General features: G+C 61.6%; 17 protein-coding genes. 8 read left to right on the top strand and 9 right to left on the bottom strand.

The genetic code is table 11. From position 1 onward, the window contains the following. Positions 1-3 precede the first annotated feature (3 nt). The 5 genes from mltG to fabD all read right to left on the bottom strand — a co-directional run bounded on the left by mltG (position 4) and on the right by fabD (position 4,636). Positions 4-987, bottom strand: coding sequence for an endolytic transglycosylase MltG (gene mltG / locus ABJO61_RS02695; protein ID WP_348331010.1), 984 nt, complete (start codon positions 985-987; stop codon positions 4-6). A 98-nt stretch (positions 988-1,085) separates the two neighbouring features. Continuing rightward, positions 1,086-2,342: a beta-ketoacyl-ACP synthase II gene (gene fabF, locus ABJO61_RS02690; RefSeq protein WP_348326993.1), complete on the bottom strand. Its 1,257-nt coding sequence runs from the start codon at positions 2,340-2,342 to the stop codon at positions 1,086-1,088. Positions 2,343-2,443: 101 nt separating this feature from the next. Then, entirely contained in the window at positions 2,444-2,683 is a 240-nt protein-coding gene (locus ABJO61_RS02685) for an acyl carrier protein (protein WP_012112293.1), read from the bottom strand. Positions 2,684-2,941: 258 nt separating this feature from the next. Then, complete coding sequence (fabG, locus tag ABJO61_RS02680; protein WP_348326991.1) at positions 2,942-3,679, bottom strand: 3-oxoacyl-[acyl-carrier-protein] reductase; 738 nt, start codon at positions 3,677-3,679, stop codon at positions 2,942-2,944. A 15-nt stretch (positions 3,680-3,694) separates the two neighbouring features. Continuing rightward, entirely contained in the window at positions 3,695-4,636 is a 942-nt protein-coding gene (gene fabD, locus ABJO61_RS02675) for an ACP S-malonyltransferase (protein ID WP_348326988.1), read from the bottom strand. 340 nt (positions 4,637-4,976) lie between these two features. On the opposite strand from fabD, the gene rpsF reads away from it, so the two are divergent. The 5 genes from rpsF to ABJO61_RS02650 all read left to right on the top strand — a co-directional run bounded on the left by rpsF (position 4,977) and on the right by ABJO61_RS02650 (position 9,714). Next, on the top strand, positions 4,977-5,450 hold the full coding sequence (gene rpsF, locus ABJO61_RS02670; RefSeq protein ID WP_348326986.1) for a 30S ribosomal protein S6: 474 nt from the start codon (positions 4,977-4,979) through the stop codon (positions 5,448-5,450). Further along, complete coding sequence (gene rpsR, locus ABJO61_RS02665; protein WP_322313354.1) at positions 5,447-5,695, top strand: 30S ribosomal protein S18; 249 nt, start codon at positions 5,447-5,449, stop codon at positions 5,693-5,695. The genes rpsF and rpsR overlap by 4 nt, the downstream gene beginning before the upstream one ends. 21 nt (positions 5,696-5,716) lie before the next feature. Then, a complete protein-coding gene (gene rplI, locus ABJO61_RS02660; protein WP_348326984.1) occupies positions 5,717-6,331 on the top strand; it encodes a 50S ribosomal protein L9 in 615 nt (204 codons plus the stop codon). Between the two features lie 210 nt (positions 6,332-6,541). Further along, a complete protein-coding gene (locus ABJO61_RS02655; RefSeq protein ID WP_348326982.1) occupies positions 6,542-7,792 on the top strand; it encodes a cyclopropane-fatty-acyl-phospholipid synthase family protein in 1,251 nt (416 codons plus the stop codon). A 443-nt stretch (positions 7,793-8,235) separates the two neighbouring features. Next, positions 8,236-9,714 carry a replicative DNA helicase gene (locus ABJO61_RS02650; protein ID WP_348327110.1) on the top strand — a complete coding sequence of 493 codons (1,479 nt, stop codon included), beginning with the start codon at positions 8,236-8,238 and terminating at the stop codon, positions 9,712-9,714. A gap of 23 nt (positions 9,715-9,737) precedes the next feature. Here the strand turns inward: ABJO61_RS02650 and ABJO61_RS02645 are convergent, their stop codons facing one another. The 4 genes from ABJO61_RS02645 to ABJO61_RS02630 all read right to left on the bottom strand — a co-directional run bounded on the left by ABJO61_RS02645 (position 9,738) and on the right by ABJO61_RS02630 (position 15,513). Next, entirely contained in the window at positions 9,738-10,394 is a 657-nt protein-coding gene (locus tag ABJO61_RS02645) for a hypothetical protein (RefSeq protein ID WP_348326979.1), read from the bottom strand. Positions 10,395-10,807: 413 nt separating this feature from the next. Further along, a complete protein-coding gene (locus tag ABJO61_RS02640; protein WP_348326976.1) occupies positions 10,808-11,725 on the bottom strand; it encodes a hypothetical protein in 918 nt (305 codons plus the stop codon). Between the two features lie 251 nt (positions 11,726-11,976). Then, positions 11,977-13,314, bottom strand: a complete 1,338-nt coding sequence (locus ABJO61_RS02635) for a mechanosensitive ion channel domain-containing protein (RefSeq protein WP_348326973.1) — start codon at positions 13,312-13,314, stop codon at positions 11,977-11,979. Positions 13,315-13,431: 117 nt separating this feature from the next. Next, complete coding sequence (locus ABJO61_RS02630; RefSeq protein ID WP_348326970.1) at positions 13,432-15,513, bottom strand: ATP-binding protein; 2,082 nt, start codon at positions 15,511-15,513, stop codon at positions 13,432-13,434. Between the two features lie 376 nt (positions 15,514-15,889). Here ABJO61_RS02630 and alr point away from each other — a divergent pair, with 376 nt between their 5' ends. From alr to ABJO61_RS02615, 3 genes are read left to right on the top strand one after another with little or no spacing between them, the layout of a single operon-like run. Then, positions 15,890-17,086: an alanine racemase gene (alr, locus tag ABJO61_RS02625; protein WP_348326967.1), complete on the top strand. Its 1,197-nt coding sequence runs from the start codon at positions 15,890-15,892 to the stop codon at positions 17,084-17,086. Next, entirely contained in the window at positions 17,083-17,856 is a 774-nt protein-coding gene (locus ABJO61_RS02620; protein ID WP_348326964.1) for an ABC transporter permease, read from the top strand. The genes alr and ABJO61_RS02620 overlap by 4 nt, the downstream gene beginning before the upstream one ends. Positions 17,857-17,864: 8 nt before the next feature. Continuing rightward, complete coding sequence (locus ABJO61_RS02615; protein ID WP_348326961.1) at positions 17,865-18,638, top strand: ABC transporter ATP-binding protein; 774 nt, start codon at positions 17,865-17,867, stop codon at positions 18,636-18,638. Positions 18,639-18,800: the final 162 nt, after the last annotated feature.

The raw sequence follows: 18,800 nt of genomic DNA, 5'->3' as shown, positions 1-18,800 counted from the left end.
AGCTTATTTGTCCTTCTGGCGCTCGATCTGCCGCCATTCACGGACGCGTTGCTGGTGTTCCCGGAGTGTGCGGGAAAAGGCGTGGCCACCCGTCCCGTCTGCAACGAAGTAAAACTCGTCTGTCTCCGGCGGGTTCAGCACGGCCTCGAGGGACGCCTTGCCGGGATTGCAAATCGGCGTGGGCGGCAACCCGTCCACGAGATAGGTGTTGTAGGGCGTCTGACGATCGAGCTCACTGCGGCGGATGGGCCGTCCCAGCGCGCCCTTGCCGCCGACAAGGCCATAGATAATCGTGGGGTCGGACTGGAGCCGCATAGGCACGTTGAGGCGATTCACAAAAACCGCGGCGACCCGGGGACGTTCGGAAGCTACGCCCGTCTCCTTCTCAACGATGGAAGCAAGGATGACCGCTTCCTCGCGCGTATCGAATGGCAGATCTTTCGCGCGGTCTTCCCAGATTTCATCCATCAGGGTACGCGCTGCCTCCTTCATATCGGAGACGATTTCCTTGCGCGTTGCGCCACGAGTGAAGCTGTAGGTTTCCGGCAGAAGCGAGCCTTCCCGTGGCGCGGGCGGCGTCTCACCGACGAGAACCGGGTTGGCCTCCACCAGCAACATGATCTGCTCGCTGGTGAGCCCTTCGGGAATGGTAATCCGGTGAAGAATAGAGCGCCCCTCACGCAGGATGCGCATGATCGAAGCCATGCTGGCCCGGGCGGGGATTTCGTACTCCCCGGCCTTGAGATCACCCTCAGCGCGATTGAAGCGGACGCCGGCAAGGAAGATCACGGTATCGGAAATCACGCCGGCCTTGTCGAGGCGGCTTGCGATGGCGCGGACGCCGAGGCCCGGATCGAGCATGACCACACGGGATTCAGCATGAGGCCCCGCGGCCTCGAACCGATATTTTCCATAGAGAAAGACAGTGCCTGCCAGAGCGAGCCCCAACAGGGGCAGACAAATTGCCGCTATCAGAATGAAGCGCACCCAGCGGCTACGAGGCTTTCGCGATGCGGGCCCGGCTAAATTTTCGGTTGGAGTTGCCTTGCCCTCTTCAGGCGCGGCAGGAGTATCGCCACCGTCCGTCAACCATCGACCTTTTTCATGACCAGCGACGCATTCGTACCGCCGAAGCCGAAGGAGTTGCTCAGGGCGTAGTTTACTTCCTTCTTGCGTGCCTCGTTCGGGACCAGATCGATCAGCGTTTCGGTCGCCGGATTGTCGAGATTGATCGTGGGCGGCAAAATGCCGTCTCGCATAGCCAGAAGGCAGAAGATCGCCTCGACCGCCCCTGCCGCACCGAGCAGATGACCGATTGATGATTTGGTCGACGACATGGAGACTTTCTCGACCGCGTTGCCGAGAAGACGGGTGACGGCGCCAAGTTCGATCGTATCAGCCATTGTGGACGTGCCATGCGCATTCACATAGTCGAGGTCCGAAGCCGTGATCCCGGCGCGCTTCAACGCGGCCTGCATGGAACGGAAGCCGCCATTGCCGTCCTCAGGCGGGGCCGTCACGTGATAGGCATCGCCCGAAAGGCCGTAACCGACGATCTCTCCGTAAATCTTCGCCCCACGCGCCTTGGCGTGTTCATATTCCTCAAGAACGACAACACCCGCCCCCTCGCCCATCACAAAGCCGTCGCGGTCCCTGTCATAGGGGCGCGAAGCCTTTTCCGGCGTGTCGTTATACCCGGTGGAGAGGGCGCGGCAGGCAGCGAAGCCCGCAATTCCGATGCGGCAAATGGCGGATTCAGCGCCTCCCGCCACCATCACGTCAGCGTCGTCCAGCGCGATCAGCCGCGCGGCATCGCCAATGGCATGGGCGCCCGTTGAACAGGCCGTCACGACCGAGTGGTTAGGCCCCTTGAGGCCATGTTCGATAGAGACATAGCCCGAGGTGAGATTGATAAGCCGGCCGGTGATGAAGAAAGGACTTACCCGGCGGGGGCCCTTCTCCTGCAAGGTGAGGGCCGTTTCGGCAATACCTTCAAGCCCGCCGATTCCCGAGCCGATCATCGTACCCGTGCGGCACTGCTCTTCTTCGGTTGTGGGCTTCCAGCCGGCGTCGGTCAGCGCCTGCGTAGCGGCCGACATCGCATAGACGATAAAATCGTCGACGCGCTTCGATTCTTTGGGGTCCATCCAGTCGTCGGGGTTGAAGGCGCCTTCGCCCTCACGCGGCACCGGCATGGCGATCTTGCAGGGAAGATCCGAGACATCGAATTTCTCGATCTTCCGGGCACCTGATTCACCCTTGAGAATGCGCTTCCAGGTGGTCTCAACCCCGCAACCGAGCGGAGAGACCATGCCCAGACCTGTTACGACCACACGCCTCATGCCGATGAAAACTCCCGTCCCGGTCAAGCCACCGGAAGCAAACTGCAAATAGGGCGGAGGGCCGAGAGCTTGCGCTCCCGGCCCTGCCAATCAAACCGGTATCAGGACTTTGCGTTCGCTTTGACGAACTCGATAGCGTCCTTGACGGTCAGGATCTTCTCGGCGGCATCGTCCGGGATTTCCACACCGAATTCTTCTTCGAACGCCATGACCAGCTCGACGTTATCGAGACTGTCAGCGCCCAGGTCGTCGATGAAGCTCGCGTTCTCGGTGACCTTGTCCGCGTCGACGCCCAGGTGCTCGACCACGATCTTCTTCAAGCGTTCAGCGATATCACTCATTTCAAGTCCTCAGATCTTTTGGTTTTAACCGGCCTCGCACATCCCGCTGCTCGCTGTAAGGCATCGAGGACTGGATGTGATCGAATTCGGCGGAAAGGTTGCCCCTCTTCTGGCCCATTTCAAGGCAGAACCGCAAGCCAAATCGAGGGCTTAGGTAACACACTTTTTTGCCCTGTACCAGCAAACGCGCGCGGGCGACGCAACTCTCTACACAGGTGATTTCTCGTTTGTTTTCAGCATCTTGCAAGAAAACAATCGTCAGATCATCGCCATGCCACCATTCACGTGCAAGGTCTGGCCCGTGACATAGGCCGCCTCATCGCTCGCCAGATAGACAGCGGCGGCAGCGATTTCCTTTGCCTCGCCGAGTCGGCCGGCCGGAATGGTCGACATAATACGCGACTGCTGCTCCTCGTTCAGCGCGTCCGTCATCGCGCTGCGGATGAAACCGGGAGCGATACAATTCGCGGTGATGTTGCGGCTCGCAACTTCCTGGGCGATCGACTTCGTCATGCCGATCATGCCGGCCTTGGAAGCGGCATAGTTCGCCTGCCCCGGATTGCCTGTCACGCCGACGACAGAGGTGATGCCGATGATGCGGCCCCAGCGGCGCTTCATCATGCCGCGCATGACACCCCGCGAAAGACGGAAGGCAGCGGTGAGGTTCACCCGAATAACCTCTTCCCATTCCTCATCCTTCATTCGCATGAAGATGTTGTCGCGCGTGAGACCCGCGTTGTTGACGAGGATATCGAGACTGCCGAGCGCTTCTTCCGCCTGCTTCGGCAGCGCGTCGACAGCCTCTGAATCCGAAAGATTGCATGGCAGCACGCGGGTGTGTTCACCAAGCTCGGAAGCCAGCGCGTCGAGCGCTTCCTTGCGTGTACCCGACAGCGCCACCGTCGCGCCCTGCCCGTGCAAGGCTCGCGCAATGTCGGACCCGATGCCGCCCGACGCACCGGTGACCAGCGCGCCCTTGCCTGTGAGATCGAACATGCCGACTCCTATCATTCAGATGGTCTTGAGAAACGCCTCGACGTCGGCAGGCGTACCAACGGCGAGAATTTCGGGTTCCGTTGCAATGCGCTTCACCATGCCGGACAGCGCCTTGCCGGCACCGATCTCCGCATAGGATCCGACGCCCTGGGATTCCATATAAAGGACGCTTTCGCGCCAACGAACCATACCCGTCACCTGCTTGACGAGGAGATCGCGGATGGTCGCAGGGTCCGCCACTTTCGAGGCCGTGACATTGGCAACCAGCGGAACCGAGGGCGCCTTCAGGTCGACAACGCCAAGCGCCTCTGCCATTTCGTCGGCAGCGGGCTGCATCAGCGGGCAATGAAACGGCGCGCTCACGGGGAGGAGCATGCTGCGCTTCGCCCCCTTGGTCTTTGCGATTTCGATCGCACGTTCGACGGCGGCCCTTGTTCCGGAGACGACGACCTGCCCGCCGCCATTGTCGTTCGCCGCTGTGCAGACATCGCCCTGTGCCGCTTCGCTGGCCACTTCCGCCGCCTGATCGAATTCGAGACCAAGCAGCGCCGCCATGGCCCCCTCGCCCACCGGCACGGCACGCTGCATCGCCTGTCCGCGGCGTTTCAGGAGGCGGGCTGTGTCCGCGATGCTGAAGGTGCCTGCCGCAGCAAGCGCAGAATATTCACCGAGCGAATGACCTGCGACGAATGCCGCCTTGCCGTCGAGGTTGAAGCTACCTTCCTTTTCCAGGGTGCGGATAACCGCGAGGCTCACCGCCATGATCGCAGGCTGGGCGTTCTCGGTAAGAGTGAGATCCTCCTGCGGACCTTCCCACATGAGCTTCGACAGCTTCTGGCCGAGAGCATCGTCGACCTCGTCGAAGACTTCCCGGGCAGAAGCGAAGGCCTCGGCGAGTTCGCGGCCCATGCCGACCGACTGCGATCCCTGGCCGGGAAAGATGAAAGCCCTCGTCATTGTCGCTCCCTATGTCCCGCCCGCCGTTTCAAAGGGCAGATTTCCGCGCTTTTTCACCGTTCGGGGACTCGACCCCCCGGAGGCGCCAAGTGATACCTTGTGCAGACCTCGAGTCAAGCGGCCCGGCAAGCCAGATACCCCTTGCTTCGCCTCGGCTTTTACGTATATTCCGGCGCTTCTGAAGGCCTTGGTTGGAGGCTGAACGGAACACTGTGTCCGCGAGGGTGCAGCGGGACGAAAGTCCGGGTTCCGGTGTCTCCGCTTCTTTGGTGGTCCTTTCGAGCCTTTTGAGGGCTCAAAGGGGGCTTTGCGCCGGGGCCGGTTAAAAAAGGAAGGCTCAATGGCTCTATACGAGCATGTTTTCATTGCGCGGCAAGACGTGTCGCAGCAGCAGGTCGAGACGCTCACCGAGCAGTACTCGAATATCCTCAAAGAACAGGGCGGCAGCGTCAGCAAGACCGAATATTGGGGTCTTCGCAACCTTGCATTCAAGGTGAAGAAGAACCGCAAGGGTCACTACACGCTGATGAATATCGATGCACCGCACGCCGCGGTCGCGGAGATGGAACGCCAGATGGGCATCAGCGACGATGTCATCCGCTTTCTCACGATCCGCGTCGAAGAGCACGAGGGCGAGCCGTCGGCCATGATGCAGAGCCGTGGCGACCGTGGTGATCGCGGCGATCGCGGCAGCCGCTTCGGCGACCGTGGAGACCGGGGCGATCGTGGTGATCGCGGCAGCCGTTTCGGCGGCGACCGGGACCGCGGCCCGCGCCGTGACCGTGAAGAAAATTCGGACGGAGGCAACGAATAATGAGCACGACATCTCAGCCCGCGCGCCGGCCCTTCTTCCGCCGTCGCAAAACCTGTCCGTTCTCCGGCGCCAACGCTCCGAAGATCGACTACAAGGATGTGAAACTTCTGCAGCGCTATGTTTCCGAGCGCGGCAAGATCGTTCCTTCGCGCATCACGGCCGTTTCGGCCAAGAAGCAGCGTGAGCTCGCCCGTGCCATCAAGCGCGCGCGGTTCCTCTCGCTTCTTCCCTATGTGATCAGCTAGGGCCCGAAAGGAGAAAAAGCGATGCAAGTCGTACTTCTGGAACGGGTCGAAAAGCTCGGCCAAATGGGCGATGTCGTCAAAGTGAAAGACGGCTTCGCGCGCAACTTCCTGCTGCCTCGCAAGAAGGCGCTTCGCGCCACAAAGGCGAATATCGAGCAGTTCGAAGCCCAGCGCACACAGCTCGAAGCCCGCAACCTGGAACTCAAGAAGGAAGCCGAACAGGTTCACGCCAAGGTGAACGGTCAGGCTTTCACCGTGCTGCGCCAGGCGGGCGAGACCGGCATTCTCTACGGTTCGGTCAGCACACGCGATATCTCGGACGCCATGACGAATGGCGGCTTCTCGACCGCCCGCAATCAGGTCGTTCTCGACAAGCCGATCAAGATGATCGGCCTTCACGATATCCGTATCGTGCTTCACCCCGAGGTTTCCGCCACCATTTCGATCAACGTGGCGCGGACCGAGGAAGAAGCGCAGCGGCAGGCGGAGGGTGAAGACCTGACGCGGCGTCGCGACGATGAGGACGAGGACACCCAGGAAGCTGCCGAATTCTTCGAGTCCGAAGAACTGGTGCCTGAGGACGGGGAAGCGGAAGCCTCCGAAGGCGAAGGCGAGGAAGAGGCCGACAAGGCCTAAGCCTTTCCTGCACAACGGAAATTTGAAGGGGCGCCCATGTGGCGCCCCTTTTTATTTTGGAACCCGCACGGATGAATAGCGTTCCTCTTGCAACGGCTTGAGGATTAACTTTAGATAGATTCCAGAAAACTTGTCCGCGCCGCATCCCCCCAACGCGCGACGGGACCGGATGGGGCATCTGAAATTCAATCCTCGGTACGGGAGGGTTCGATGCTTTTCAGTGCGCTTCTCAGGAAGATCGTCAAACGAGGTTCGTTGACGACAATCGAAGCCGACGGCAAACGAAAAGAGTTCGGCGACGGCTCGGGAGAGCCTGTCGTGGTTCGTTTTCATGACAAAACGGTCTCGACCGAGATCGCGTTCAACCCCTATCTCAAGCTTGGCGAAGCCTTCATGGACGGAAGGCTGACCATCGACAAGCCGGCGACGATCTATGAATTGCTCGACCTGCTGACGTCGAACCTGGGACGCGATTTCGCGGGGCCTGCCTTCGAAATCTATGGTGCGCTGCGCCGCATGAAACGGCGTATCGACCAGCACAATCCCGTGGGCAAGGCGGAGAAGAATGTCGCCCATCATTACGACCTCGACGGCGGCATCTACGACCTCTTCCTCGACCGCGACAAGCAGTATTCCTGTGCTTATTTCCAGCGCCCGGACATGACGCTGGAGGAAGCGCAAACCGCAAAAAAGCGCCATATAGCAGCGAAACTGGCCATCGAACCGGGGATGCGTGTGCTCGATATCGGCTGCGGCTGGGGCGGCATGGCGCTGACGCTGGCGGAGGAAACGGGCGCGGAAGTCGTGGGCGTCACGCTGTCCCGCGAACAGCTGAAAGTGGCGCAGCGCCGCGCGGAAGAGCGCGGGCTTTCAGGCCAGGTCGAGTTCCGCCTGCAGGACTACCGCCTCATCAAGGAGAACTTCGACCGCATCGTTTCGGTGGGCATGTTCGAGCATGTGGGGGTCGGTCACTACCGGGAATATTTCGACGGGGTGATGAAGTTACTCACGCATGACGGCGTGGCGCTGATCCATACGATCGGCCGGCTGGACCCGCCTGGTGCCACTAACCCATGGATTGCAAAGTATATTTTCCCTGGAGGCTATATCCCGGCGCTGAGCGAGATGTCCGGCGTCGTGGAACGCTCCGGCCTCTTCATGACGGACATCGAAATCCTCCGGCTTCACTACGCCGAAACGCTGCGCGAATGGCGGCGGCGCTTCATGGAAAGGCGCGAAACGGCGGCGCGCATCTATGACGAACGCTTCTGCCGGATGTGGGAGTTCTACCTCGCCGGTTCCGAAACATCCTTTAGAAACGAGGGGATGGTCGTTTTCCAGATGCAGATCGCCAAGCAGATCGATGCCCTGCCAATGACCCGCGACTACATGCATGACGAAGAGCGCCGGCTGAACGGCGCCGGCAAACCGCAGCAGCAACGCCTGATGGCGGGCGACTGACTTGTCCCCTGCCCCGGGGACAAACCGGGCCGACTGTCATCGAAACGTCATCAAACCGTCACATGACGCCGCGACGGCAAGCGGGCCGGGGATAAGAGCGGGCCTGTCCGGCCCCTGCCCGGCCCCCGTTCACCCCCCTATTCGCCCCTGCTCACCCGGCCCTCGCCTGCCCCTTGTCCCCGGTTTGCGGGACAAGGCCACAAGCCCGATGCCTGGCAAGGCGCTTCGTGCCCGACTCATAGTAAACTCGAAGCCATCCACAGCTTCTCCTTCGGCAAAGCTTATTGATTTCAACGGCTTGCCGGAAATCTCCACAGTTACCCACAGGGTCTGGAGAAGAAAGCTGGGGACGAGCGGAAATATCCCCGCATTTGAAGGCCACCGCCCGGCCGCTTCGTTTAGAACTTGTGCCCATGGACAATACCACCGCCGCCTATTCCCAGATGCCCGACGCTCATTCGCATGACGAGGGCTCCCCCGCCGAATACAGAGTGCCCCCGCATAACATCGATGCGGAGCAGGCGCTGCTTGGCGCGATGCTCGTGAACAATGAGTCCTATGACCGGGTTGCGAGCTTCCTCGACCCAACACATTTCTTCGATGCCGTACACGGACGAATTTACGAAGCGGCGGCGAAGCTCATCACGCAAGGGCACCTCGCCTCTCCCGTCACGCTGAAGAATTTCTTCGAGCGCGACGCGGCGCTGGCCGAGATCGGCGGCCCGCAATATCTGGCGCGGCTCGCGGGCGCGGCAACGACCATCATCAACGCCGAGGAATACGGGCGGACGATCTACGACCTCGCCATCCGCCGCGAGCTCATCACGGTCGGCACCGATATTCACAACCGCGCCTTCGATGCGCCGGTGGACGACACGCCGGGCGCGCAGATCCTCGACGCGGAACAGGCGCTCTACCAGCTTGCCGAACAGGGCAAATATGAGGGCGGCTTCCAGAGCTTCCATGAGTCGCTGAAAGTCGCCATCGACATGGCGGCCGAAGCCTATAAACGCGACGGCGGCCTTTCCGGCATTTCGTCCGGCCTGCGCGACCTCGACCACCGGCTGGGCGGGCTGCAACCCTCCGACCTCGTCATCCTTGCGGGACGCCCCTCCATGGGCAAGACGGCGCTGGCGACGAACATCGCGTTCTCGGCGGCGAAAGCCTACAAGGCAGAGCACCACGCGGATGGCAGCGTGACGGCGAAGGACGGCGCGATTGTGGGCTTCTTCTCGCTCGAAATGTCGGCCGAACAGCTCGCCACCCGTCTGCTGGCGGAGCAATCCGGCGTACCGTCGGAAAAGATCCGGCGCGGCAATATTCACGAGGACGAGTTTCACCATCTGGTCGACGCGGCGCGCGACCTGCAAAGCATCCCGCTCTATATCGACGATACGGGCGGGCTGACCATCGGTACGCTGGCGGCGCGCGCAAGGCGGCTGAAGCGCCAGCGCGGCCTCGGGCTTCTCGTGATCGACTATCTGCAATTGTTGGCGGGCTCCGGCAAGTTCGGCGACAACCGCGTACAGGAAGTGACGCAGATCACGACCGGGCTCAAGGCGCTGGCGAAGGAGCTGAACGTGCCCATTCTGGCGCTGTCACAGCTTTCGCGACAGGTGGAAAACCGCGAGGACAAGCGGCCGCAGCTATCGGACCTGCGAGAATCGGGCTCCATTGAGCAGGACGCCGACGTGGTCATGTTCGTGTTTCGCGAGGAATATTACGTCTCGCGGCGCGAGCCGACGGAGGGCACGCCCGAACATCTTCAGTGGCAGGAGGAAATGGAGCGCGTGCACGGGCTCGCCGAATGCATCATCGGCAAGCAGCGCCACGGGCCCACGGGGACGGTCAAGCTGCAGTTCCAGGCGGATGTGACGAGGTTCTCGGATTTGGATCAGGTGCATACGGAGGATTTTGAGTAGAGGGCGCTAGACATCACTAGTTCCTAATCCTTCCTCGCGTTGGTCGCTATCCCTCGCCACGTCGAATTTTCAATTAGAGTCGAGCGGACGATCTTCAGTTTTTCGCATCCGTGAATTGATCTCAAAGTGCTTACGACCGACGCTTTCTGGACTATAGGCATCCATGGACTGAGCGTAATGCTCTTGATCCAGTTCAGATCGATTTCGAGATCAAGAGAGCCGAGGAGCTCATTCCTATTTACATAGACTGCCCGATACTCCACTTCATCCACATATGGCGCACGCTTCAGGAAAGGAAGTTCGGCCGCATTGAGTTTGGGAACGCTCTTAAGATCGCCCAACATTTTGTAGTTCATATACTGCGCCGTGACGCCTTCTGTGTCCTCCAGCATTTTGATTAGCGGCTTGCGGAGAAAGTCGATGCACACGCCATCTGGACCGCCGGAAAAGACTCGCCAGTGATGATATGTTTCCTGACTTTGTGTGAAACAAAGCGCCAGGACAGTTTGCGCGTCGATCTTTTGCTTATACTCCGCCATGAAATGCGCGTCATTCTTATCGTCCCAAGATGCTGGACTCAGCAAAGTGATTTTCTGTGTCTGAAGAACGTGGATAAGCGAGGCCAGGTTTGTAAACCTGCGCAGGACAGTTTTCAGTCTCCGTGGTTCCTTGGCGGACATTTCTCCCTCCCCCGTAGCGATCAGCAAGCATTGAAGCTAGTCATGCATCCTGCCACAGCTTTGGATGAAGCGGGTGGCGCTCACGTCGAATACAATCGCCCTTGCTGAGGGAACCAATGGGTCCCGGCCTGCGCCGGGATGACATCTGTAGGTGTGGTGACGGCTAACAACAAACGTCATTGCGAGGAGCGCAGTTGCGCGACGAAGCAATCCATCGGGCCTCTCGGGTTGCAGCGGTCTTCCTATGGATCGCCGCGCCTCGCGCAGCGAGGCTCGCGATGACGGGTGTGGGGAGAGTGTGGCGGGTGAACGCCGATGCTGCGGCAAGGGGCGCTGCGAGTGGGTCCCGGGAATGAATCCCGGGATGACAGTTGTGGGGTTGGATGGTGCGGTGCATCCAGCGCACCTGCTGCTCAATCGTAGCAAATACCCGGATTCGTGGTGCCGGTCGTTACAGCATCGATCTCACCGCTTCGCGTGACGCGAATATCGCGAATTTCGCCGAGGCCGCAATTCTCCGCAAGATTCACGCCCTCGAAGGTCCAGCCTTCCGCCTCGGCGGTCGCATCTCCGGCTTCACACAGTGACACTGCGCGCTTGTCCGGCGCTTCGTCGATGACGAAGCCAAGCTCCTTCTTGAGATAGAGCAGGTTCGCTGCCCCCGCGAGCGACTCCACTTCGCGGAAACGTTCATCGAAATCTTCGCGTGACAGGACGTAGTCGAAGGATGCTCCGTCGTCCGTCAGCAGAATGACCGAAACACCTACCGACTGATAGAAAGCCAGGATGGCGAGCGGAAGACCGAAGCCCTGCTTTTCCCTGTCTCTGGCATATTGCCCTTCGATCAGATCATCCGCGTTCGTTGCTGCCGGATGAAAACTCCTCAATGCGACGGGGAAACCGAAGGCGTCGCGCAGCTTGTCATGGAGATTGCGGGCCTTAGTCCGCTCTTTCTTCATCATCGCCCTGAATTCCGCTTCGTCGAAATAAGGACTGCCTTGTTCCTCTTCGATCCGGCGCCGCTGATATTCCTCCCCCTGCTCTTCGAAGAAGGCGTGATCGAAACGCAGAAGGGAGAGACGGCACTCATAGGCGGCGGCATCGGTGTCGAAGCGCAGGCCCTTCATCCGGGACAGATTGCAGACCTCGCCGAACCGGGTGGCGACAGCCGCATCGCGGGGCGACGCCGGGTCGAGCGGCTCGGCCAGTGCCGTGGAGGACGGGCGGCAGAATTCCGCAACTTCGGCGCTTACGCTTTTCGTTCCGGGTTCCGCACACGCCGAGAGAAACGAGACAAGAAGAAACGCCGCAACCATTCGCGCCAATCTCATCTTTCACTCCCCTGCCCCATCTGTCCTTTCGGCAAGGCTATTCCGGGGTGCGGCGGGCGGCAACACGGTAAAGCTTCATGGATCGCCGCGCCACGCGGAGCGAGGCTCGCGATGACGACGGGGGAGAGCGTCAAGCGCATAAGCCGCCGCTTACCCCTCCCCAAAATTTGCGATGCAAATTTTGACCCTCCCACAGGGGGAGGGTGGGAAGCCACGCCGTGCGTTTGCTCGCAATGACGTTGAATGGAACGTCAGGACCCTTCCTCTTTCCCCCGGCCGGCAAAGCGGTCGGCGAGGTTTTCCAGTCCGTGGGCGGAGGAAATGTGGAGGTCGCGCTGGGGAAAGGGGAATTCGATGCCGTTTTCGTGGAAGGCATCCCAGATCGCGAGGCGGATGTCGCTGGCGATATTCACCGTGCCCTTTTCAGGGTCGGTCACCCAGATGCGCAATTCGAGATCGACCGATGAATCGCCAAAGCCCAGGAGGCGGACGACGGGCTTGTGCAGCTCGTCTTCCAGCACACGCGGCTGCGCGGCGGCGGCCTTTGCCATGAGTTCCATCGCGGTGCGGACATTGGAGCGATAGGAAATGCCGACGCCGACGCGCAGGCGGATGGCGCGATCCGTATAGGACCAGTTGATCACCTGCTGGGTGATGAGGTCTTCGTTCGGGATCAGATATTCCTTGCCGTCGCGCGTCGCGACCGTGACATAGCGCCCGCCCATCTTCTCGATCCAGCCATAGGCATCGCCGACCTCGATGACGTCGCCGGGCTTCAGCGAACGGTCGAGCAACAGCAGGATGCCGCTGAGAAGATTCGACACGACCTTTTGCAGGCCGAAGCCGAGGCCGACGCCGAGCGCGCCGGAGAAGACGGCAATCGCGGTGAGATCGACGCCAACCGTGGTGAGCGCGACGACGACCGCCGCCGCGATGACGGCGATGCGCAATATCTTGAAGATGAGAAGGCGGGCGGCGGGCGTGACACCTTCGAGATGGGCCATGCGGGCATCGGCAAGCTTCAGCAGGAAGCCGGCGATGAGAAGGAAGGCACCGAACAGCACCAGGCTTTTGACGATGCCGAGAATGGAAATGCGGAAATCGCCCGCCGTGAAGGCGGCGGCGTCGAGCAGCGCGTAGAACGGGACAAGCCAGCCAAGAAGCGCAAGCGCCGCGACGAGCCAGACGAAAGTGGCGATGAAGGAAGCCCAGCCGGGCTGGCGGATGAAGCCGGTGACGAAGCGGATCACCACCCAGGCCGTCAGCAGATTGCCCGCGATACGCAGCAGTTCGCCTTCGATGCCAAACGGCTCGCGCAGGCCATAGACGAACCAGACGAAGAGCATCGCCGCCAGCGCGGGGATGAGAACCGGGAGCCGCGCAATGGGCTCGGCCAGCGGCTCGCGAAAGCGGAGCCTGCCCGCGCCATGCGCCGTGAAGCGCGCGAGCCCCGGCACGACGAGACGGCGCACCGCCAGTGCAACAAGAACCGCAAGGAGGAGAAGACCGAGCTGAAGCAGCGCGGGCCAGCTGAAGAGATGGGTGTTCGCCCATGTTTCCGCGGCGCGTGCGGCCTCGTTCATATCCATCCAGCCGCCTTGCATCGGGTTCCCGTCCGCCATTGGCATCAAAGACCGATTATGACCTTCGCCGCCGCCGGGGCAACAGCCAGAGAGGATCTTGCTGGCGGCGTCAGATTGGCGGCATCAGGCGGATTGCGTGAGCCGGCCGGAGAGGCAGCGCTCGGGCGGCAGTGTGACGGTGACGGTGGTGCCGCGCCCCGGTTCGCTCTCGATGGTGAAAAAGCCGCCATGCTGATCGGTGAGGGCCTGCACGATGGAAAGGCCGAGGCCGAGGCCTTCATATTTGCGGGCGAACTGGTCTTCGACCTGGCCGAAGCGGGCGAGCGCCTTGGGGATGTCGCGGCTGGCGATCCCGATGCCGGTATCGGCGACGGCGATGACGAAGCCCTCGGGCGTTGCGTCGAGACTGACGGTAATGGCGCCGCCCTCGACGTTGAACTTGATCGCATTGCCGACGAGATTGGTGACGATCTGGCGAAGCTTGCGCTCGTCGGCGAAGACAGGCGGCAGGCCGGAGGGCGCGTCGAGACGGCAGGCAACGCCCGCGCTGTCGGCCTTCTGTTTCGTCGTGTCGAACACCTCGCGCACAAGGGCATCGACCCGGACCTCCTCTTCCACCAGCGTATCGGTGCCGGATTCGACGCGGGAGATATCGAGGATATCGCTGACGAGATCGAGAAGATGGGCACCCGAACCGTTGATGTGACTCGCATAGTCTGCGTATTTGGCATGGCCAAGCGGACCGAACATTTCGAGCTTCATGGTTTCGGAGAAGCCGATGATGGCATTGAGCGGTGTGCGCAATTCATGGCTCATGGTGGCGAGAAATTCGGACTTGGCGCGCGAGGCCTCTTCGGCCTGCATCAACGCATAGCTGAGATCTGCGGCACGCGCTTCCAGAACCGCATTGGCCTCGACGAGATTTCCATGCAGCACGTCGCGCTCGCTTTCCACGCGGCGGAACTTGAGCACGAAGGCACGGGCGTGAAGCGCCGTGACGAAGAGAACCAGTAAATTCGAGAGTTCCATCGACGAGCCGATGACCTTCATGCTCGAAAGGATTTCGTAGACGAAGTAGACCATCGCGGCGAGAAGAACGATGAGCGCGTCCTTGCGGGCTTCCTTTTCCGTCAGCAGGGTGCGCAGGATCATGCCGCCAACCGCGACGACGATGACGCCCCAGAGAAGCTGGAAGGGCTCGCGCAGCAGCGTGATCGTACCCGGCGCCAGGAAGGGGGCGATGAAAAGCGCGAAGAGGCAGAAGGCGGCGGAGATGGCATAGATGAACTTGTCGATCCAGATCACCCTGCCCTCACGGAAGAGATAGCAGATGAAGGCGTAATAAGCGGGCGCGATCAGGAAGAGGGAGAGATATTCGAGATCGTATTTGCGCGCTTCCGGGAAGGCCGGCAGGTAATCCCAGACGAGGTTGCTGACGAGGAAGACGCGCAGCGCGGACGCGGCGCAAAGCGCGGCGAAGATGAAATGGCCGCGGGAATTGCCGATGGAGCGGCCGACGGCGATTGCGACAAGGGCGGCGATGAGCAGCACCATGCCAAGCGCCGTGGGAAGTGCGCTCGCCCGGCGCTGCATGGAATCCATCTTCTGCAGGAAGCCGACGGACGGCACGTCGACGATGCCGCCCTGCTTGTGGACATAATTGGCGAGCTGAACGACGAGGCGGAAATCGCGGAGACCGTCGGGCAGCGCGATGACCGGCGCGGTCGGATTGACGGCGACGAGATGTTCGGCATCGGCGGGATTACCGTTGCGATGGAGAAGTTGCAGCTTGAGCTCGCCGTAGCGCCCCTTCGAGACCGCATGGATCGCGTAGACGGAGCGCGTGGTGCCCATCGACAGGGCGAGGAACTGGGACGTGTAGGGAAGAAACAGGTCGAGGCAGTAAGTGGCGACGCCGTACCCCGTTGAGACATCCGTGGTAAGTGCCGGCCCCCAGACATCGGGAAGCGAGACTTTCTCCGGCGTCAGCCCCTCAATGCCGGCATCGCAGCCTGCTGCGAAATGCGCCGGCGTCACAAGCTCTCCTCGATAGACGCGCCAGCCGGTGCCGAGGGTCAAAGAGCCTTTCTCGGGAAGGCTCTCTGTGGCCGTGGTCTCGATGCCCTGGCTTCCCCGCGCGGCAACGGGCCCCGCGACGGTGGCGCAGACCACCAGTCCCAGGACGAACAGGGCGGCCAGCTTCATCGGCCGCGAAAACCCCTCCCAAATCCGAAACATCAGAGCGCCCTCCAAAGGCACTCCGAGTGTCGGCCGATAACATTAAGAAGTTCTCCCAGAAAACACGATTCAAGGGTTAGGTTGCAGCCGTTTCACACCAGCTCTGTACGGTATTCGTGTGCGTCTCCATTTGGTACGCAAAGTAAAAAAATCATTTTCGTGCGGGCTGGAACGACACGCGGCGCCCCGGGCGCGATACGTAATTTTGCCTCATTAACCCTCCAGTTTTTCAGCAACTTCCCCTTCATCCGCGATCCGCTATGATCCGCGGGAACCGAACGACAAGCGGCCCGGAGGGCCAGGCGCCCTGCCCGATACGTCACACCCCATGAAGACACCCGATATGAGTGAAGCAGCGCAGGAGACCGCAGCAGGCGCGATCCTGACCGTCGATCTCGATGCGGTGGCGGCGAACTACGCCATGCTGAAGAAGCAGGCGGCAGGGGCCGAGGTCTCGGCGGTTGTGAAGGCGGATGCCTATGGGCTGGGGCTTGGGCCGGTGGCCAGACGGCTGGCCGCCGAGGGGTGCCGGACCTTCTTCGTGGCGGACGCCAATGAAGGCGCGGCGCTCAGAGAGATGCTGGCGGATAAAACCATCCCTGACGCGATCATCTATGTGCTGAACGGGCTCTTTCCCGGCACGGCGGGACTTTACGCCAGAGCGCGGCTGCGGCCCGTGCTGGCCTCACTGCCGGAGCTCGCCGAGTGGCGGGACGCCGGGCCCGAAGTGACCGGGACGCTCCCCGCCGCCCTCCATTTCGACACGGGCATGAACCGGCTCGGCATGAGTGCCGCCGATGCGGCGATGCTGGCGCAGGACGAGACGCAGACGGCCGGGCTGGAGATTTCGCTGGTGTTGAGCCACCTTGCCTGCGCGGACGATGCGGCCCATCCGCAGAATGCGAAGCAGCTTTCGTGCTTCCGCGAGATATGGGAACGGCTGGGGCCGCGCTTTCCGGGCGCTGTCGCGAGCCTGGCGAACTCGGGCGGCATATGGCTCGGGCAAGACTATCATTTCGGGCTGGTCCGGCCCGGCGTCAGCCTTTATGGCGGCAATCCGTTCACGGGGCGCGCCAACCCCTTCCGCCCGGCGGTTCGCGCGGAGGCGCGGGTGATCGCGCTGCGCGAGGTCGCGCCCGGCGAGACCGTCGGCTATGGCGCCACATGGAACGCGGGCGGGGCGCCCCGGCGCGTGGCGATCCTGGGCGCGGGCTATGCCGACGGCTATTTCAGGGCGCTGTCGTCCGGGGCGAGGCCCGAATCGGGCGGCGTGGTACATATCGGGGGTGCGGCCTGCCCCATCGCGGGCCGTGTCTCTATGGATATGGTGGCGGTGGATGTGAGCAGCCTGCCGGAAGGCGCCGTGAAACGCGGCGACATGGCAGAACTGATCGGCCCCCACGTCACCGTGGACGATGTGGGGCTTCGGGCGGGGACGCTCGGCTATGAAATTCTGACAGCACTGGGCAGGCGCTACATGCGGCGATACATTCCCGGACCGAACGGCAAGAGAGACAAGGAAGGCAGGGGGCAGGCGTGAACGTCTTCGCGATCATCGGGCGGGTGGTGCTCAGCACACTTGCCGAAATCGGCGCGCTGACGCGCTTCATCTGGCTCTCGGTGAGCCATATCTTCCGGCCGCCCTTCTTCTGGCGGCTGGTGGCGCAGCAGATGCTGAGGATCGGCTATTTCTCGCTGCCGGTGGTGGCGCTGACGGCCTTCTTCACGGGCGGTGCGCTGGCGCTGCAAATCTATTACGGCGGCAACTCGTTCAATTCGGAATCGATCGTCGCGACCATCGTCGCGCTCGGCATCACACGCGAACTCGGGCCCGTTCTCGGCGGGCTGATGGTGGCAGGCCGCGTCTCGGCTGCCATCGCCGCCGAACTCGGCACGATGCGCGTCACCGAACAGATCGATGCGCTGACGACGCTTTCGACCAACCCGCATAAATATCTCGTTGTGCCGCGGGTGGTCGCCGCCGTCATCACGCTGCCGCTGCTCGTGTTCGTCGCCGACATCATCGGCATCATGGGCGGCTTCGTGGTCTCGACCGGATCGCTCGACTTCAATGCGGGCGTCTACATCAAGAATACGGCGGACTTCCTGAAGCTCGACGATGTGACCTCCGGCCTCATCAAGGCAGCGGTTTTCGGTTTCATCATTGCGGTGATGGGCTGCTTCCACGGCTTCAACTCGAAGGGCGGCGCGCAGGGCGTGGGCCGCGCGACGACAAATGCCGTGGTGACGGCCTCCATCCTGATCCTTGCGGCGAACTACGTCATGACGTCGCTGCTGTTTGCGAATTGAGGCGGGCCATGAGCGAAGCAAAAATCGAACTCAGGAACGTCCACAAACGCTTCGGCAAGAAGGTCGTTCTGGACGGGATCAACCTGACCGTACCGAAGGGCGAGTCCCTCGTCGTGATCGGCGGCTCGGGCACCGGCAAATCGGTGATGATCAAATGTGTGCTCGGCATCATCCGGCCGGACAGCGGCGAAATTTTCGTCGACGGCAAGAACGTGCTGAAGATGGATACGGGCGAGCGCGAAAAGGTTCTGCGCAAGTTCGGCATGCTGTTTCAGGGCGCGGCGCTGTTCGACAGCCTGCCCGTCTGGGAGAATGTCGCCTTCGGCCTCATCCAGGGCCGCAAGATGAAGCGGAAACAGGCGAAGGACATCGCCATGGAGAAGCTCGCCAAGGTGGGCCTCGCGCCGGAAGTGGGCGAACTCTACCCGGCGGAGCTTTCGGGCGGCATGCAGAAGCGCGTCGGCCTTGCGCGCGCCATCGCGGCGGACCCCGAGATCATCTTCTTCGACGAGCCGACGACAGGGCTCGACCCGATCATGGCGGACGTGATCAACGACCTCATCGTGGACAGCGTGAAGGATCTCGGCGCGACGACGCTTTCGATCACGCATGACATGGCGAGCGCGCGCAAGATCGCGGACAAGGTGGCCATGATCTACAAGGGCAAGATCATCTGGTCGGGCTCGCGCGCGGAAGTGGACAATAGCGGCAATGATTATGTCGACCAGTTCATCCACGGGCGCGCGGACGGACCGATCCAGATGGAAGTGCTGAAGCCCTGACCCCCACCCGAACGGCTTCGCCGTTCGACCTCCCCGCAAGGGGGAGGTGGAGATAATTGCATGGCCCGCCAATCCCGCACATTCGTCTGTCAGTCCTGCGGCTAACCTCCGGCAATGTGAGTTGAGGCCACGATGAGACGAAAGGCTCTTGCATCAAGCGTA

Source organism: Parvibaculum sp. (assembly GCF_039973015.1).
Lineage (GTDB): Bacteria > Pseudomonadota > Alphaproteobacteria > Parvibaculales > Parvibaculaceae > Parvibaculum.
Note: the sequence above shows the minus strand (reverse complement) of the source record. Positions and strands in the feature narration are given on the sequence as shown.